Here is a 14,605-nt window from a genome sequence, read left to right on the forward strand (position 1 = left end):
CTTGCGTGGATCCCTGTCTACCGAAGGGACGTTGCGAACACAAACACGGTTTCATCCGGCCGGGCCCCCTGGCCGAAAATCATTCACGGCTGATTCACGCCCGCTCAACAGCCCGTGTGCGTAGGGCTACGCGCACGGCGGGCGTCCTCCCGGCGAGTCGGTCGGACACCACCCGAGCGACCCGGTGTCACGTCATCCAGCGGTCCGGGCGGGCCGACGCGCGGGAGGTGCGGGAGCGGACGGCCTGGGCGTCGAGCAGGGCGGAGGCTTCCGCCGACGCGCGCAGGCGGGCGGTGACGGTTTCGTTCGCGCCGGTGTCCACGTGCAGGTCGGCGACCCCGCGGGCCCGCGACCAGGGGCCTTGTGAGCGGCGTACGCTCTGGACCTTCGCATGCGGAACGATCTCCGTACGCCGGCACAGGCGCCCGCGGCGGGCCGCGAAGAGCTCCGTCGAGACGGCCAGCCCGTACCCCTTCCACCACACCGGCACCACCCACCGGGATCCCGTGCTCGGGGACGGGGTGAAGACGAGGGACCCCAGGTCCGCGCCCGGCAGCACCCGGGCGATCACGGCGTGGGCGGCCTCGCGGGTGGCCACCGGGACCAGGAGCCCGTTCTTGGAGCCCGCCACGGCCAGCTCCACCCGGACCCACCCGCGGCGCCGCCACAGCAGCGGTTCGATGATCCGCACGGTCTGCACACGGCCCGGCGGGACCGTCTCGTGGGCCCGGTCCAGCAGTCCGTGGTCGAGGCGCAGCCCGTCCGGGGACTCGGCGACGGTCCAGTCGTACTCGGTGAACAGCCGGCCGAGGCTGCCGGTCCAGACCGCGCCGACCATCGGGACCAGCGTGGCGACGGTCACCCAGAAGCTTTCGCTGAACCACCACACGAGTGCGGGGCCGACGAGCCCGCCGACGAGCGCGGCCCACACGCCGAGGCTGAGCAGCATGGACACCACCAGCTGGGCCACGGGCACCCGGAGCAGTTCCCGTTCGGGGGCCTGGCCGACCGAGACGGCCTCGGCGGGGGCGAATCCGGCGGCCCGGGCCAGCAGTTCGGCGCGCAGGGCGACGGCGTCCGCCTCGCCGAGGAAGGCCAGCTCGTCCTTCGCGTCGGTGCCGATCACATCGATCCGCAGCTTCGCGACCCCGGCGACACGGGCCAGGAGGGGGCGCGTGACGTCGATCGCCTGGATCCGGTCGAGCCGGATGTGGGCGGTGCGGCGGAAGACGAGGCCGGTGCGGATGCGCAGCTCGGTGTCGGTGACGGCGTAGTGGGTGAACCACCAGCTGAGGAACCCGTACACGCCGAAGACGAGGACCAGGCCGACGAGGAGCAGCACGCGCAGCCCCTGGGACAGGTCGGTCACCCACTCCCGGGCCTGTTCGCCCTGCTGGACGATGATGCCGACGGTCGCCGCGATCGGGACCCAGGCGCGGCGCAGCGGGGTCAGGACGTGCAGCCGCCGCTCGACGCCCCCGCCTCCGACGGCCTCCTGCGACGGGTCCGGCCCGTCCGCGGGCACGCTCACAGGCCCGCCGACCTTGCCTCGCCGAGCTCCGTCAACCGGTCCCGCAGCCGCTCGGCCTCGGCCGGCACCAGCCCCGGGATCTTGGCGTCCGTCGCCGCGGCGGCCGTGTGCAGTTGGACGGAGGACAGGCCGAAGCGCCGCTCCAGCGGGCCCGAGGTCACCTCGACGAGCTGCATCCGCCCGTAGGGGACCACGGTCTGCTCCCGCCACAGCACGCCCCGGCTGATCAGCAGGTCGTCCGCCCGCTCGGCGTACCGCCAGGACCGCCAGTTCCGCCCGAGCATCACCCACCCCCAGGCCAGGACCCCGAGCCAGAGCGCCCCGAGGAAGGCCCACGCGGGCCCTGCGAACAGACCCAGCAGGACGCCCGTCGCCACCGTCAGGAGCAGCGTCCAGATCACCAGCAGCAGCCGCCGCATGGAGAGGAGCCCGCCCGGCAGCCCCACCCATTCGGGCGGGGCCGTCTCACCCTGCGTCCCGGTTTCCATGCCCCCAGCGTAGGGCTGAGACAATGCCGCCATGACGGAGACCACGGTCGGCATCGGCGGAGCGGCGGAGAGCACCGACATGGTGCTCAACATCGGACCGCAGCACCCTTCCACCCACGGTGTGCTGCGCCTGCGGCTCGTCCTGGACGGCGAGCGGATCGTCAGTGCCGAACCGGTGGTCGGTTACATGCACCGCGGCGCCGAGAAGCTCTTCGAGGCCCGCGACTACCGCCAGATCGTGATGCTCGCGAACCGCCACGACTGGCTGTCCGCGTTCTCCAACGAGCTGGGCGTGGTCATGGCCGTCGAGCGGATGCTCGGCATGGAGGTCCCCGAGCGCGCGGTGTGGATGCGCACGCTCCTCGCCGAGCTGAACCGGGTCCTGAACCACCTGATGTTCCTCGGCTCGTACCCCCTCGAACTGGGCGGCATCACGCCGATCTTCCACGCGTTCCGCGAGCGCGAGGAGCTCCAGGCCGTGATGGAGGAGATCTCCGGCGGCCGCATGCACTACATGTTCAACCGCGTCGGCGGCCTCAAGGAGGACCTCCCGGCGGGCTGGCTGGGCCGGACCCGCGCGGCCATCGCCGACGTCCGGACCCGGATGGACGTCTACGACAAGCTCGTCCACGGCAACGAGATCTTCCGCGGCCGGACCCGGGGCGTCGGCCTGCTGTCCGCCGAGTCGGTGCACGCGTACGGGGTGTCCGGGCCGATCGCCCGTGCCTCCGGTGTCGACTTCGACCTGCGCCGTGACGAGCCGTACCTGGCGTACGGGCAGCTCCAGGACGTCCTGAAGGTGGTCACCCGTACCGAGGGCGACTGCCTGGCGCGCTTCGAGGTGCTGCTCGACCAGACGCACAACGCCCTCGACCTGGCGGTGGCCTGCCTGGACCGGATGGCCGACCTGCCGCCGGGACCGATCAACCAGCGGCTGCCCAAGGTGCTGAAGGCGCCCGAGGGGGCCACGTACGCGTGGACCGAGAACCCGCTCGGCATCAACGGCTACTACCTCGTCTCGAAGGGCGAGAAGACCCCGTACCGGCTGAAGCTGCGCAGCGCCTCCTTCAACAACATCCAGGCGCTGGCGGTGCTGCTGCCGGGGCAGTTGGTCGCGGACATGGTGTCGATCCTCGGTTCGCTGTTCTTCGTCGTCGGCGACATCGACAAGTGATCGCCGGGGATCACCGGGAATCCTCGGGTGATCGACGGGTGATCGACGAATATGGCGCGTGCGGGGACGGACCCACGTCCTATCGTGCGGACATGACCTCTGGCATACGCGCCGGCTACCTGCGGCGACTCGGCATCACCGATCCCGGTACCCCTTCCGCGGAAGGGCTGTTCGCGCTCCAGCGCGCCCACCTGGAACGCGTTCCGTACGAGAACCTCGACATCCAGCTCGGTCGGCCGCCCGGCATCGACCCCGAGCTGTCGGCCCGCCGCATCGCGGCCGGGCGGGGCGGCTACTGCTTCCACCTCAACGGCGCCTTCGCGCTGCTCCTGGAAACCCTCGGCTACGAGGTGACCCGCCATGTCGGGGGCGTCATGCAGCGGGCCGAGGCCCACCGGCGCGACGTCAGCGGCGACCACCTGGCCCTGACGGTACGGGTGGACGGGCAGGAGTACCTCGTCGAGACGGGCCTCGGCGACGGGCCGTACGAGCCGCTGCCGCTGCGCGTCGGAGCGCACGTGCTGGGCGGCACCACCTACCGGCTGGAGGAGTCGGCGCCGGACGCCGAACCGGGGTGGACGTACCTCAACGACGGCGCGTCCGCGCCGGTGATGAACTTCCTGCGGGCCCCGGCCTCGACGGCCGACTTCGAGGCCGAGCACGTCCGGCTGTCGACCTCGCAGGACTCCGGCTTCGTACGGACCTGCGCGCTGCTGCGACGCGACGAACACGGCGTCGACGCGCTGCGCGGCCGGATCCTGACCCGCGTCGAGCCGGGCAAGCCGGTGTCGGAGCGGGAACTGACCACGGCCGAGGAGTTCTTCGACGCGATCACCTCCGTCTTCGGCCGGGAACTCGACGACTTCACCCCGGCGGACCGGTCGGCGCTGTGGGCCCGCGTCACCCGGGCCCACGAAACCTGGCTGGCCGGCCGCACCGGCTGAGACCCCGGCACGGGGGCGCTTCGCAGCCGCGTCGGGGGTCCCGGGGGGCGGGTCCGGGCCGAAGCCGGAGCCGGAGGCGGGGCCAAGGCCGGGGACGGAGCCGGGGCCGGGGCCGGGGCCGGAGTGATACCCGCGCCGAACCAGGAGTTGGTACCGAAACCAAGGTCGGGGCCGACGCCGAAGCCCGGGCCGAAGCCGGGGCCGAAGCCAGAGTCCGGGCCGATGCCGAAGCCAGGGCCGCAGCCGGAGTTGATGCCCGGGCCGAAACCGAGCCAAGGACCAAAGCCGGAGTTGATGCCGAAGCCAAGGCCGGAGTCGGGAGGCCGGACCTCGCAGGGCGGGGCCGGGGCACAGAGCCGGCCCGGGGCCACCGGCCGACGCCGGAATCCGCGCCCCTGCCCGTGCCGGCCCGGCCGGCGGTTCCGGTGTCGGTGCGGCAGGGCAGACTGGGGGCATGTCCCACTCCCCCCGGCGGGCCTGCCCCGCCTGCGGCCGCGACTGCGCCGTGACGGCAGGCCGGATCGCCCGGCACGATCCTCCCGCCGGCCGGGACCGGGGCGGCATGGTGTCCTGCCCCGGTTCCCGCGCCCGTGTCGTGCTCGGCGCGTCGGCTCCGACGCTGGACGGCCTGGTCCTGGGCCCGCACCCGGGCCAACTACCCCTGTTCTGAAGACAGACCCACCCGCAGCCGGCCACACCCAACCCCGACCCCACCCCGCAGCCGACCAGCCCCGGCGAGGCGGCCCAGCCACCCCCGTCACCGCTCCGCCGACACCGACGCAAGGCACCGACGACCCACGCCGGACGGCCCGGCCCAGGCCCCACACCCGGGCCAACCACCCCTGTCCCTGAGCGCCCACCACCGGCAGCCACACCCAACCCCGAGCCCACACCGCCGCCGACCGGCCCCAGCGGGACCGCCCAGCCACCCCCGTCACCGCTCCACCGACGCCGGCGCACCCCGATGGGGGGGTATTCCCCCGCCTGGTCAGGGGGATGACGGGATGTCACCCGCGTCCGCACGCGTTTAGCGTTCGGGGCATGACAACGACGACGCACCCGGGCACCCGGACCGGCAAGCAGTGGCTCAGGCGCGGCGCGGCAGCCGTGGTCCTCGCGGCCGTCCTCGGCGGGATCGCCGCCCCGGCCGCCCTCGCCGCCCCCACCGCAATGACCGGCGCCCCGACCGCCGGCGACCGGGCCGCGGCCCGCGGCGCCCTGATCTCCGTCGTCCCGCTCGGCGGCCTCGACCGCGCGCAGGTCGCCGCCGAACTCACCGGCTTCGGAATGGACGCCGGGACCGTCCGGCACGGCGTCGACGCGTACCGGCTCACCTACGCCACCGTCGACCCCCGGGGCCGTCCCACGACCGCCACCGGGCTCCTCGTCCTGCCGCGCGGCGGCCCGCACCGCCTCGACCTCGTCTCCGACACGCACGGCACCGTCCCCACCCGCGACCAGGCCCCGTCCGGATCCCCCGGGTACAACCGGCTCATCCCGTACCTGCACGCCTCGGCGGGCCGCGCCGTCGCCGCCCCGGACTACCTGGGGCTGGGCGGCGGTCCGGGCAGTCACCCGTACATGGACACCCGCTCGTCCGTCACCGCGTCCCTCGACATGCTGAAGGCGTCCCGTACCGCCGCCGACCGGCTGGGCCGTCCCCTCACCCGGGACGTGTACGCCACCGGCTTCTCCCAGGGCGGCCAGGTCGCGATGGCCCTGGGCCGCGAACTCTCCCGGGGCCGGGATGGTTTCCGGCTGCGCGCCCTCGCCCCGATCGCAGGTCCGCACGACCTGCTCGGCGCCGAGATGCCCGGGATCACGGACGGCCGCGTCGCCCCGGCCACGGCCGTCTTCTACCTCTCGTACTTCCTGACCGCGCAGAACCGGCTCCACCCGCTCTACACGGATCCCGCCGAGGTGTTCGCGGCTCCCTACGCGCAGGTCGTCGAGGGACTGTTCGACGGCAGCCGACGACCGGAGGAGATCGCGGCCGCGCTGCCCGCGACCCCGCAGGAGTTGCTCACCCCGGAGTGGGTCGAGAACATCCGCAGCCCGCGGGGGGCGCTGCGCGAGGTGCTCGACGCCAATGACGGCTTCTGCGACTGGAAGCCGGCCGCGCCCGTCCGTGTCTACGCGGGTTCCGGCGACACCGACGTGCCGATCGCCAACGCCCGGTCCTGCGTCCGGGACCTGGCCGGCCACGGGGTCCGGGCGAAGCTGGTCGACCAGGGGGCAGACGCCGACCACACCACGACGGCGGTCCGCTCCGCCCCGGGGACGGTCCGCTGGTTCGACTCGCTCCGGTGAGTGGGGCCGGGCCATCCCCCCGGCGACGGGCGCCGGGCGACGGCGCCTAGGAGATCGCCGTGCGCAGCAGGCCCACGTCGATCGGCTCGGTCTCGTCGTGGGCCGTCAGGTCGATGACCTGGCCCACCGCCCGCTGTTCGGCGGTGACCGGCTTGAATTCCGGTCCGGCGTCGGTGCGTACGGACTCCGCCTTGTGCACGGCGAGGGCCTCGGCCCCGACCACGTCGGCCAGGTCCTCGTTCTGCACGGACTCGATGACGGCGCGGGCCTGCGCGGCCGTCTTGGTGCCGAAGAAGTCGAAGCCGCCCTCGACGCGGGAGGCGGATCGGCGCTGGGCCGCGTAGGGGGCCATCGTGGCGGCCGGCCTGCGTGCCGGGAGCGGCACCGATGCCGACGCCGGTGCCGGGGGGACGGCCGGGCGGGCGTGGTCGACGGCGACCGGTTCGGCGGCGGCGAGCGCCTTGCCGCCGGACGGACCGGAGGGGCCGGCGGGGTTCGGCGGCCCGGACGGACCCGACGGTCCCTGCTGCGCGCGGCGGACCAGTGCGGCCATCGCCGCGTGTGCGCGGGCGTAGCCGACCGGGGTGGGCGCGCCGCTGCTGGTGCGTTCCTCGGACACGGCGGGAAGTTCCTTGACCCCGGCGGCCGATGCGGTGGCGGCCTCGATCGCCAGCAGTCGGCGCTTCTCCAGGGCGCCGGCGCGCTCGGTCTCGGCGGTCGCGTACCGGCGCAGCAGCGCGGCGTGTTCGCCGCGCAGGCCCGCCAGTTCGACGCGCTTGGCGCGGAGCTTGGTGTCGAGCTTGGCGCGCAGGACGCGCGCCTCCTCCAGATCGGATTCGAGCTCGGCTATCCGCTCCTCGGTCCGCCACTCGTCCTTGACCCGTTCCCGGGCCAGTTCCGCGACCCGGCGGCCGGCGGCCCGGTCCCAGGAGCGCATGAGGACGGCGCCGCCCACACCGGCGACCGCGGTGAGGGCCACGAGCAGGCGTAGCGCGACGGGTTCCGCGAGGAGCCAGGCCGCGCCGGCGCCGGCCACGGAAACCACGGCGACGGCCGTCGGCGTGAGGAGTCGGTGCAGGGGCTCGGGATTGCGGTGGCGTCCACGGGGCATGGCCAGAAATTTACAGGGCGTGGGCGTTCGGCGGGATACCCGCCCGGCAAACTCTTACCGGGCGGCTGCCCCACAATTTCCCATCAACGAGGTAACTGTTACTTCTTGAGGAGTCCCTTGGACTCCAGGTAGGCCTTCGCGACGTCCGCCGGCTTCGCCCGTTCCGCGTCCACCTTCCGGTTCAGCTCGACGAGGTCGGCGGTGGTGAGCACCTTCGTGAGCTTGCCGAGGGCGTCCGCGACCTCCGGGGAGCCGGCGTCCTTGGCGTTGACGACGGGCAGGATGTTGTCGGCGTTCTGGAGCTTCTTGTCGTCCTCCAGCAGGACCAGGCCGTAGTTGTCGAGGGTGGCGTCGGTGGTGGTGGTCAGCACCAGCTGGTCGACGCCGTCCTTGACGGCCTGCTTGGCCTGCGGGGTGCCGACGCCCTTGGGGTCGATGCCCGCGACGGAGATTCCGTATGTCTTCTCCAACCCGGGTGCGCAGAAGGGGCGGACGGCGCATTCGTCACCCGCGGCGATCTTCACCTTGATTCCGGACCTGCCGAGGTCGGAAAGGCTCTTCACGTTGTTCTTCTGCGCGAATTCCTTGCTGACCGCGAAGGCGTTCTGGTCGACCGCCTCGCCGGCCGGCAGGGCCTTGAGGCCCAGCGGCGCGGCGAGCTTCTCCAGGGCCGCGACCGTGGCGGTCGCGTCGCTGGAGGCGACCGGCTTGTCCTTCGGCGCGTCGGGGCCGTTCACCTTGGCGTTCAGGAATTCCGCGAGGGTGGCCGCGTACTCGGGGACGACGTCGATCTCGCCCTTCTCCAGCGACGGCTCGTACAGCTCGCGGTTGTTGACCGTGGTGATCGAGGTGCCGTAGCCCGCGTTCTTGAGGAGCTGTGCGTACAGCTCGGCCAGCACGTTGGACTCGGTGAACCCGGCCGCTCCGATGACCAACTTCCCCTTGGCCCCGCCCGCCGAGGAGGACGCGGGGGCGGAGGATCCGCCGTCCTTGCTCTTCTCCAGGCTGTCGCCCCCGCACGCGGTGAGCGAAACGGTCAGGGCCACCGCGCCCAGGGTCGCACCGAGGATGCGCGTGGACTTGATCATCAAAGCTCCTTCAGGGGAAACGTTCGGACGGACGGGGATGGGGATCGCGCGGCTCACCGGCACGCCCCGGGTCAGCGCGAGGTCGCCGGACGGCGCAGCAGCAGCCGGTCGGCGGCGATCAGCGCGCCCTCCACCAGCAGGGCCAGCAGGGCGACCAGCACGGCCCCCGCGACGACCTGCGGCGTGTTGTACGTGTTGAAGCCGGCGGTGATGATCCGGCCGAGGCCGCCCTGCCCGACCATCGCCGCGATCGTGGCGGTGGCGATGACCTGGACGGCGCCCGAGCGCAGGCCCGTCATCACCAGGTCCCGGGCGAGCGGGAGTTCCACCCGCAGGAACAGCTGACGGCCGGACATCCCCATGCCGCGGGCGGCCTCGACCACCGACCGGTCCACCTCGCGCATGCCGACGTAGGCGTTGGTCAGCAGCGGCGGGATCGCGAAGAGGACCAGCGCGACGATGGTCGGCAGGTATCCGGCGCTGCGCAGCGGCGACACCATGAACAGGGCCAGCACCGCGAAGACCGGGATCGCCCGACCGACGTTGGAGACGTTCACGGCGAGGGCGCCGCCCTTGCCGATGTGGCCGAGCCACAGGCCGACGGGCAGCGCCACCGCGCAGGCGACGGCGAGCGCGATGCCGCTGACGTAGACGTGCTCGCCGAGCCGGTGCCAGACACCGTTCTCCCCGGCCCAGTTGGCGCCGTCGGCCAGCCAGTCCCAGGCACCTGTCAACACGCCCACGGCCTCAGGCCCCCTTCACGGACGCCGGCCGGGCGGGCCGGTCGGCACGGGAGCCGCGGGAGAGGCGTGACGTACGGCCGGCGCGGGTCCACGGCGTCAGCAGCCGTTGCGCGCCGAGCAGCAGCAGGTCGGCGACCAGCGCCAGCAGCACGCACAGCACCGAGGCGGTGAGTACCTGGGCCTTGAAGGAACTGTTGACGGCGGGCGCGATCAGGTTGCCGAGGCCGCCCTTGCCGACGATCGATCCGACGGTGGTCAGTGCCACCGTCGACACGGTCGCGATCCGCACCCCCGCGAGCAGGGCGGGCAGCGCCAGCGGCAGTTCGACCTGCCACAGCAGGCGGGCCGGGCCGTAACCCATGCCGCGCGCGGCTTCCCGCACGTCCTCGGGGACGGCTTCGAGGCCGGCGATCACGTTGCGGACCAGGATGGTCAGCGAGTACAGCACGAGACCGGTCACCACGAGCGCCGCCGAGAGCCCGAAGAGCGGCAGCAGCAGCGAGAACATGGCGAGGGAGGGGATCGTGTAGAGGAGGGTGGTCAGGCCGAGCACGGGCGCCGCCCAACGGCGGCCGCGGCGGGCCAGCAGCGCCAGCGGCACGGACACGGCGAGGCCGATCAGGACCGAGACGGCGGTGATCCAGATGTGTTCGACGGTGGCGTCGGTGAGTTCCTGCGAGCGGGAGGTGACGTACTCCCAACACAGCCAGTCGTTCGCCACGAGGCAGCTCTGTTCAGCCATCTCTCCCTCACCCCCCTCACCGAACGTATGTCCCGGGAACCGGCCGACAATCCAGGAGCGACCATAACCCCCGGCGCCCACAATGGCCGGAAAGCTTCGCAGTCCCGCAACACTCTCCTGACAATCGCTTCGCCAAAACCCCGGCCCGGGTGCGCGAGGATGGTCGGGTGATCCGATTCGAGCACGTGACCAAGCGCTACCCCGACGGGACGACGGCCGTGGAGGACCTGTCCTTCGAGGTCGCGGAGGGCGAGCTGGTCACCCTCGTGGGCCCGTCCGGCTGCGGCAAGACGACCACGATGAAGATGGTGAACCGGCTGATCGAGCCGACTTCCGGCCGGATCCTGCTCGGCGGCGAGGACATCGCCGCGGCCGACCCGGTCGAACTGCGGCGCCGCATCGGGTACGTCATCCAGCAGGTCGGCCTGTTCCCGCACAAGACGGTGCTGGAGAACACGGCGACGGTCCCGCAGCTCATCGGCACCCCGAAGGCCAAGGCCCGGGCCCGCGCCGCGGAACTCCTCGAACTCGTCGGCCTGGACCCCGCCGTCCACGGGAGCCGCTACCCGGAGCAGTTGTCGGGCGGGCAGCGCCAACGGGTCGGCGTGGCCCGCGCCCTCGCCGCCGACCCTCCGGTCCTCCTGATGGACGAGCCGTTCGGCGCGGTGGACCCGGTGGTGCGCGAACGGCTGCAGAACGAGTTCCTGGCCCTCCAACGGACCGTCCGCAAGACGATCCTGCTCGTCACCCACGACCTGGACGAGGCCATCCGGCTCGGTGACCGCATCGCCGTGTACGGGACGGGGACCATCGAGCAGTTCGCCCGCCCGGCCGCCGTCCTCGCCGCCCCCGCGACCCCGTACGTGGCCTCCTTCGTCGGCTCCGACCGGGGCCTTCGCCGGCTCGCCGTCACCCCCGTCGAGGAAGCCGTCCTGGCACCCGCCGACGGCCCGGCGCCGGCCGCCTCCGTACCGCTCGGGGCTTCCCTGCGCGAGGCCCTCGCCGCACTGCTCCAGGAGGACTCGGGCCGGCTCGGCGTCACCGACCCGGACTCCGGCGCGCTGGTCGGCGTCCTCACCCCGGAGGCGGTCCACCAGGCCCTGCGCGAGTCCCGGCCCCACGAGGCGCCGTGAGAGACGGGAACGCGCCCCGGACGTGACGGAGGGGCCCGGCCGTCCCCCGGCCGGGCCCCTCCGTCACGTCCTCGCACCGGGCCTCAGGCCTGGATGCGTCCGCTCATCCACGTGAGCATCGGCGGGATCTCGCGGCGCCACGTGTTGAAGTTGTGGCCGCCGCTGTCGAGGATGATCGAGGAGACCCGGTCCGGGCCCTTGACCAGCTTGATGAACTTGCGGGTGTCACCGAGGTTCGGCTCGCCCGTCTCGCTGCTGGTGACGAGGAACGAGGTGCCCGTCGGCTTCTTCCCGGCCATCGTGTGCAGCACGTCCGCGCGCTTCTTCAGCTTCTCGTCGCCCTGGAACAGGTCACCGGTGGTGGGGTCGTTCGGGGCGTCGTAGTAGGCGGACAGGCCCGCGGCGGCACCGAAGGTCTGCGGGTAGTGCGCGGCGATCTTCAGGGCGCAGTAACCACCCGTGGAGTTGCCGATGAAGCCCATGTTCTGCGGCTTGTCACCGACCCGGAAGGTCGCCTGGATGGCCTTGGGCAGGTCCTGCCCGAAGAACGTCTCGGTCTGCGGTCCACCGGGTATGTCCACGCACTCGGTGTCGCGCGGCGGCGCGATGGTCGGCCGCATCATGACCAGGATCATCGGCTTCATCTTGCCCGCCTTCGACAGGCTGAAGGCCTTCATCGGGTAGTCGAGCCCCTTGATCAGGTTCTCGGCGGTGCCCGGGTAGCCCGTCAGCACGATCGACGCGGGAAAGTTCTGGTCCTTGTGCTGTGGCTGGAAGTATTCGGGCGGGAGCCACACGTAGCCGGGACTCGTTATCTTCGACTTCTGCCCGGTGATGGCAACCTTCAGGATCTGACCACCGACCTGGGGCTTGGCACCGCCCGGCACGTCCAGCTTCTGCTTGTCGACGACCTTGATGTCCTTGCTGCTCATCGAGTGGTCGACGACCTTGCCGATGGACGTCTCCTGGCCGAACAGGTCGGCCCAGGTCCCGTAGAACAGGAACGACTGGTTGGCCGCGATCCCGATCGCCGAGAACAGCGCCAACTGGGTCGCGAGGAGGAGACCGATCCGGCCGGCGACCGAACGCCAGCTGCGGCCCGAGAGCTTCGGCCAGAACCACACCGTGGCCGCGAACAGCAGCACCCCGGCGACAACGGCCAACGCCAGAACCGTATTACTGGTGAGACCCATGAGCAGTCAGTCGACTTTCTGATGGCAGGACTGGAAATTTCCGACGGAAGAGTGAACCCGCTCCCTGTCGACGTCGTCCTAATGGACGCACCACACACCGGAGGCTGTCGCGGCCTTCGGCCACATGATCTCTCGCGGAGCAACGGGAAGCGATGTCTAGCAGGATAGATGGCGATAAGTCGGGACAGGTTCCGAGCAGGGTCCGCCGAATCCTCCGTGGTCCACGGCCGGAGTCGGTGCCCGGTCTCGTAGGTACGGCCGTCATGATCGTCGGCCTTCTGGACATCGCGGCGGGGGTCTTCCCCCGCTTCCGGCACAGCCGGATCCACGCGGTCACCGAAGTGCTGCCCGGTTCGCTGGGCCCCTTCGCCGCGGCCATGTCCATCAGTGCGGGCGTGCTGCTCCTGCTGCTCGCCCACGGCCTCAAGCGGCACAAGCGGCGCGCCTGGCGGGCCGCCGTCGTCCTGCTGCCCGCGGGCGCGGTGGCGCAGTTCACGTACCGGCACTCCATCATCGGCGTGGTCATCGCCGCGGTGCTCCTCGCCCTGCTGGTACGCCATCAGAGCGAGTTCAAGGCGCTGCCGGACCCCCGCAGCCGCTGGAAGGCGCTCGCGAACTTCGTCCTCATGAGCGCCGGCTCCATCGGACTCGGCCTGGTCATCGTCAACGTGCACCCGGGCAAGGTCGTCGGCCGCCCGAGCCTGTACGAGCAGATCACCCACGTCGTCTACGGGCTCTTCGGCTTCGAGGGCCCCGTCGACTACGCCGGTCGGGTGTCCTGGACCGTCGGCTACTCCCTCGGCGCCCTCGGCATGCTGACCGCCCTCACCACCATCTACCTGGCCTTCCGCCCCGAGCACCCGGCCGCCCGCCTCACCGCCGACGACGAGACGCAGCTGCGCGAGCTGCTCGCCAGGCACGGCGGCCGCGACTCCCTCGGCCACTTCGCGCTCCGCCGCGACAAGGCCGTCGTCTTCTCCCCCAGCGGCAAGGCCGCCGTCACCTACCGGGTCGTCTCCGGCGTGATGCTCGCCTCCGGCGACCCCATCGGCGACGTGGAGGCCTGGCCCGGTGCCATCGAACGGTTCATGGAGGAGGCCAAGGCCCACTCGTGGACCCCCGCCGTCATGGGATGCAGCGAGACCGGCGGCGAGGTCTGGACCCGTGAGACGGGGCTGGACGCCCTGGAGCTCGGTGATGAGGCGATCGTCGATGTCAAAGACTTCTCCCTCTCGGGCCGAGCCATGCGCAACGTCCGCCAGATGGTGAAGCGGATCGAACGCAACGGCTACACCACCAAGGTCCGCCGGGTCAGCGAGCTCACCGAGATCGAGCTGGAGCAGGTGCGCGGCGCCGCCGAGGCGTGGCGCGGCACCGACACCGAGCGCGGCTTCTCGATGGCGCTGGGCCGGGTCGGCGACCCGGGCGACGGCGACTGCTTCATCGCCACCGCCCACCGCGTCGAGGAGGGCGACACCAGCCCCTTCGGCGACCTGAAGGCCGTCCTGCACTTCGTCCCGTGGGGCAAGGACGGCATGTCCCTGGAGCTGATGCGCCGCGACCGCGCCGCCGACCCCGGCATGAACGAGCTGCTGATCGTGGCCTCCCTGGAGGCCGCTCCCGCGCTGCGGATCGAGAAGGTCTCCCTGAACTTCGCGATGTTCCGCTCGGCCCTGGCCCGCGGCGAGAAGATCGGCGCGGGCCCGGTCCTGCGCATGTGGCGCGGACTGCTCGTCTTCCTCTCGCGCTGGTTCCAGATCGAGTCGCTCTACAAGTTCAACGCCAAGTTCCGCCCGCGCTGGGAGCCCCGCTTCGTCGTCTTCCGGCAGACCCGTGACCTGCCCCGCATCGGCTTCGCCGCGATGCAGGCCGAGGGCTTCGTGACGCTGGCCCTGCCCCGGCTGTTCGCGGCCCGCCGCCGCCCCAAGCCCGTCCGCACCTGCGCGCACGAGCAGCCCTCCACCAAGGTTCCGGCCCAGGCGGAGCGCGAGGTCCAGCCCGTCTGACGCACGACCGGGCGCGGTACGCACCGAAGGGCCCGGCGGCACCGCCGGGCCCTTCCCCGTTCCCGGAAGGGCGGACCGCAGCCGGCGGTGCCGCTCCGGGCGGGGAACGGCCGGCGGCTCCCGCGGAGGGAGCGCCCCGGGC

The 14,605-nt window shown here is 72.2% G+C and carries 13 protein-coding genes; 6 read left to right on the forward strand and 7 right to left on the reverse strand.

The genetic code is table 11. The features are described 5' to 3' along the window. Positions 1–187 precede the first annotated feature (187 nt). Both ACZ58N_RS31410 and ACZ58N_RS31415 read right to left on the reverse strand, forming a co-directional pair. The gene (locus ACZ58N_RS31410) at positions 188–1,531 is read right to left on the reverse strand and encodes a PH domain-containing protein (protein ID WP_471166744.1); all 1,344 of its coding nucleotides are present in this window, start codon (positions 1,529–1,531) and stop codon (positions 188–190) included. Then, positions 1,528–2,019: a PH domain-containing protein gene (locus tag ACZ58N_RS31415; protein WP_471166747.1), complete on the reverse strand. Its 492-nt coding sequence runs from the start codon at positions 2,017–2,019 to the stop codon at positions 1,528–1,530. The genes ACZ58N_RS31410 and ACZ58N_RS31415 overlap by 4 nt, the downstream gene beginning before the upstream one ends. Before the next feature lie 31 nt (positions 2,020–2,050). Here ACZ58N_RS31415 and ACZ58N_RS31420 point away from each other — a divergent pair, with 31 nt between their 5' ends. The 4 genes from ACZ58N_RS31420 to ACZ58N_RS31435 all read left to right on the forward strand — a co-directional run bounded on the left by ACZ58N_RS31420 (position 2,051) and on the right by ACZ58N_RS31435 (position 6,447). Then, complete coding sequence (locus ACZ58N_RS31420) at positions 2,051–3,193, forward strand: NADH-quinone oxidoreductase subunit D (protein ID WP_471166750.1); 1,143 nt, start codon at positions 2,051–2,053, stop codon at positions 3,191–3,193. 92 nt (positions 3,194–3,285) lie between these two features. Further along, positions 3,286–4,137, forward strand: coding sequence for an arylamine N-acetyltransferase family protein (locus tag ACZ58N_RS31425; protein WP_471166753.1), 852 nt, complete (start codon positions 3,286–3,288; stop codon positions 4,135–4,137). Positions 4,138–4,591: 454 nt separating this feature from the next. Further along, positions 4,592–4,807, forward strand: a complete 216-nt coding sequence (locus ACZ58N_RS31430; RefSeq protein ID WP_285343862.1) for a hypothetical protein — start codon at positions 4,592–4,594, stop codon at positions 4,805–4,807. 371 nt (positions 4,808–5,178) lie between these two features. Next, positions 5,179–6,447 carry an alpha/beta hydrolase family protein gene (locus ACZ58N_RS31435; RefSeq protein ID WP_471166756.1) on the forward strand — a complete coding sequence of 423 codons (1,269 nt, stop codon included), beginning with the start codon at positions 5,179–5,181 and terminating at the stop codon, positions 6,445–6,447. A gap of 46 nt (positions 6,448–6,493) precedes the next feature. Here ACZ58N_RS31435 and ACZ58N_RS31440 read toward each other — a convergent pair whose 3' ends face one another. The 4 genes from ACZ58N_RS31440 to ACZ58N_RS31455 all read right to left on the reverse strand — a co-directional run bounded on the left by ACZ58N_RS31440 (position 6,494) and on the right by ACZ58N_RS31455 (position 10,131). Further along, on the reverse strand, positions 6,494–7,558 hold the full coding sequence (locus ACZ58N_RS31440) for a hypothetical protein (RefSeq protein WP_471166759.1): 1,065 nt from the start codon (positions 7,556–7,558) through the stop codon (positions 6,494–6,496). Between the two features lie 98 nt (positions 7,559–7,656). Continuing rightward, positions 7,657–8,646: an ABC transporter substrate-binding protein gene (locus ACZ58N_RS31445; RefSeq protein WP_471166761.1), complete on the reverse strand. Its 990-nt coding sequence runs from the start codon at positions 8,644–8,646 to the stop codon at positions 7,657–7,659. A gap of 71 nt (positions 8,647–8,717) precedes the next feature. Then, entirely contained in the window at positions 8,718–9,389 is a 672-nt protein-coding gene (locus tag ACZ58N_RS31450; protein ID WP_471166764.1) for an ABC transporter permease, read from the reverse strand. A gap of 4 nt (positions 9,390–9,393) precedes the next feature. Beyond that, positions 9,394–10,131: an ABC transporter permease gene (locus tag ACZ58N_RS31455; RefSeq protein ID WP_471166767.1), complete on the reverse strand. Its 738-nt coding sequence runs from the start codon at positions 10,129–10,131 to the stop codon at positions 9,394–9,396. Between the two features lie 167 nt (positions 10,132–10,298). Between ACZ58N_RS31455 and ACZ58N_RS31460 the strand changes: the two genes are divergently transcribed. Next, positions 10,299–11,264, forward strand: coding sequence for an ABC transporter ATP-binding protein (locus ACZ58N_RS31460; RefSeq protein WP_471166770.1), 966 nt, complete (start codon positions 10,299–10,301; stop codon positions 11,262–11,264). A gap of 83 nt (positions 11,265–11,347) precedes the next feature. On the opposite strand, the gene ACZ58N_RS31465 is transcribed toward ACZ58N_RS31460, so the two are convergent. Then, on the reverse strand, positions 11,348–12,457 hold the full coding sequence (locus tag ACZ58N_RS31465) for an alpha/beta hydrolase (RefSeq protein ID WP_471166773.1): 1,110 nt from the start codon (positions 12,455–12,457) through the stop codon (positions 11,348–11,350). Positions 12,458–12,609: 152 nt separating this feature from the next. Between ACZ58N_RS31465 and ACZ58N_RS31470 the strand changes: the two genes are divergently transcribed. Continuing rightward, on the forward strand, positions 12,610–14,463 hold the full coding sequence (locus tag ACZ58N_RS31470) for a phosphatidylglycerol lysyltransferase domain-containing protein (protein WP_471166775.1): 1,854 nt from the start codon (positions 12,610–12,612) through the stop codon (positions 14,461–14,463). The last annotated feature ends 142 nt before the right edge of the window (positions 14,464–14,605 follow it).

This window comes from Streptomyces sp. NPDC040432, from assembly GCF_055595445.1.

Excerpts from the sequence above, each read along its gene's own strand:
- ACZ58N_RS31415 (WP_471166747.1), bottom strand. The coding sequence starts at position 2,019 with ATGGAAACCGGGACGCAGGGTGAGACGGCCCCGCCCGAATGGGTGGGG.
- ACZ58N_RS31420 (WP_471166750.1), top strand. The coding sequence starts at position 2,051 with ATGACGGAGACCACGGTCGGCATCGGCGGAGCGGCGGAGAGCACCGAC.
- ACZ58N_RS31425 (WP_471166753.1), top strand. The coding sequence starts at position 3,286 with ATGACCTCTGGCATACGCGCCGGCTACCTGCGGCGACTCGGCATCACC.
- ACZ58N_RS31430 (WP_285343862.1), top strand. The coding sequence starts at position 4,592 with ATGTCCCACTCCCCCCGGCGGGCCTGCCCCGCCTGCGGCCGCGACTGC.
- ACZ58N_RS31435 (WP_471166756.1), top strand. The coding sequence starts at position 5,179 with ATGACAACGACGACGCACCCGGGCACCCGGACCGGCAAGCAGTGGCTC.
- ACZ58N_RS31440 (WP_471166759.1), bottom strand. The coding sequence starts at position 7,558 with ATGCCCCGTGGACGCCACCGCAATCCCGAGCCCCTGCACCGACTCCTC.
- ACZ58N_RS31445 (WP_471166761.1), bottom strand. The coding sequence starts at position 8,646 with ATGATCAAGTCCACGCGCATCCTCGGTGCGACCCTGGGCGCGGTGGCC.
- ACZ58N_RS31455 (WP_471166767.1), bottom strand. The coding sequence starts at position 10,131 with ATGGCTGAACAGAGCTGCCTCGTGGCGAACGACTGGCTGTGTTGGGAG.
- ACZ58N_RS31465 (WP_471166773.1), bottom strand. The coding sequence starts at position 12,457 with ATGGGTCTCACCAGTAATACGGTTCTGGCGTTGGCCGTTGTCGCCGGG.
- ACZ58N_RS31470 (WP_471166775.1), top strand. The coding sequence starts at position 12,610 with ATGTCTAGCAGGATAGATGGCGATAAGTCGGGACAGGTTCCGAGCAGG.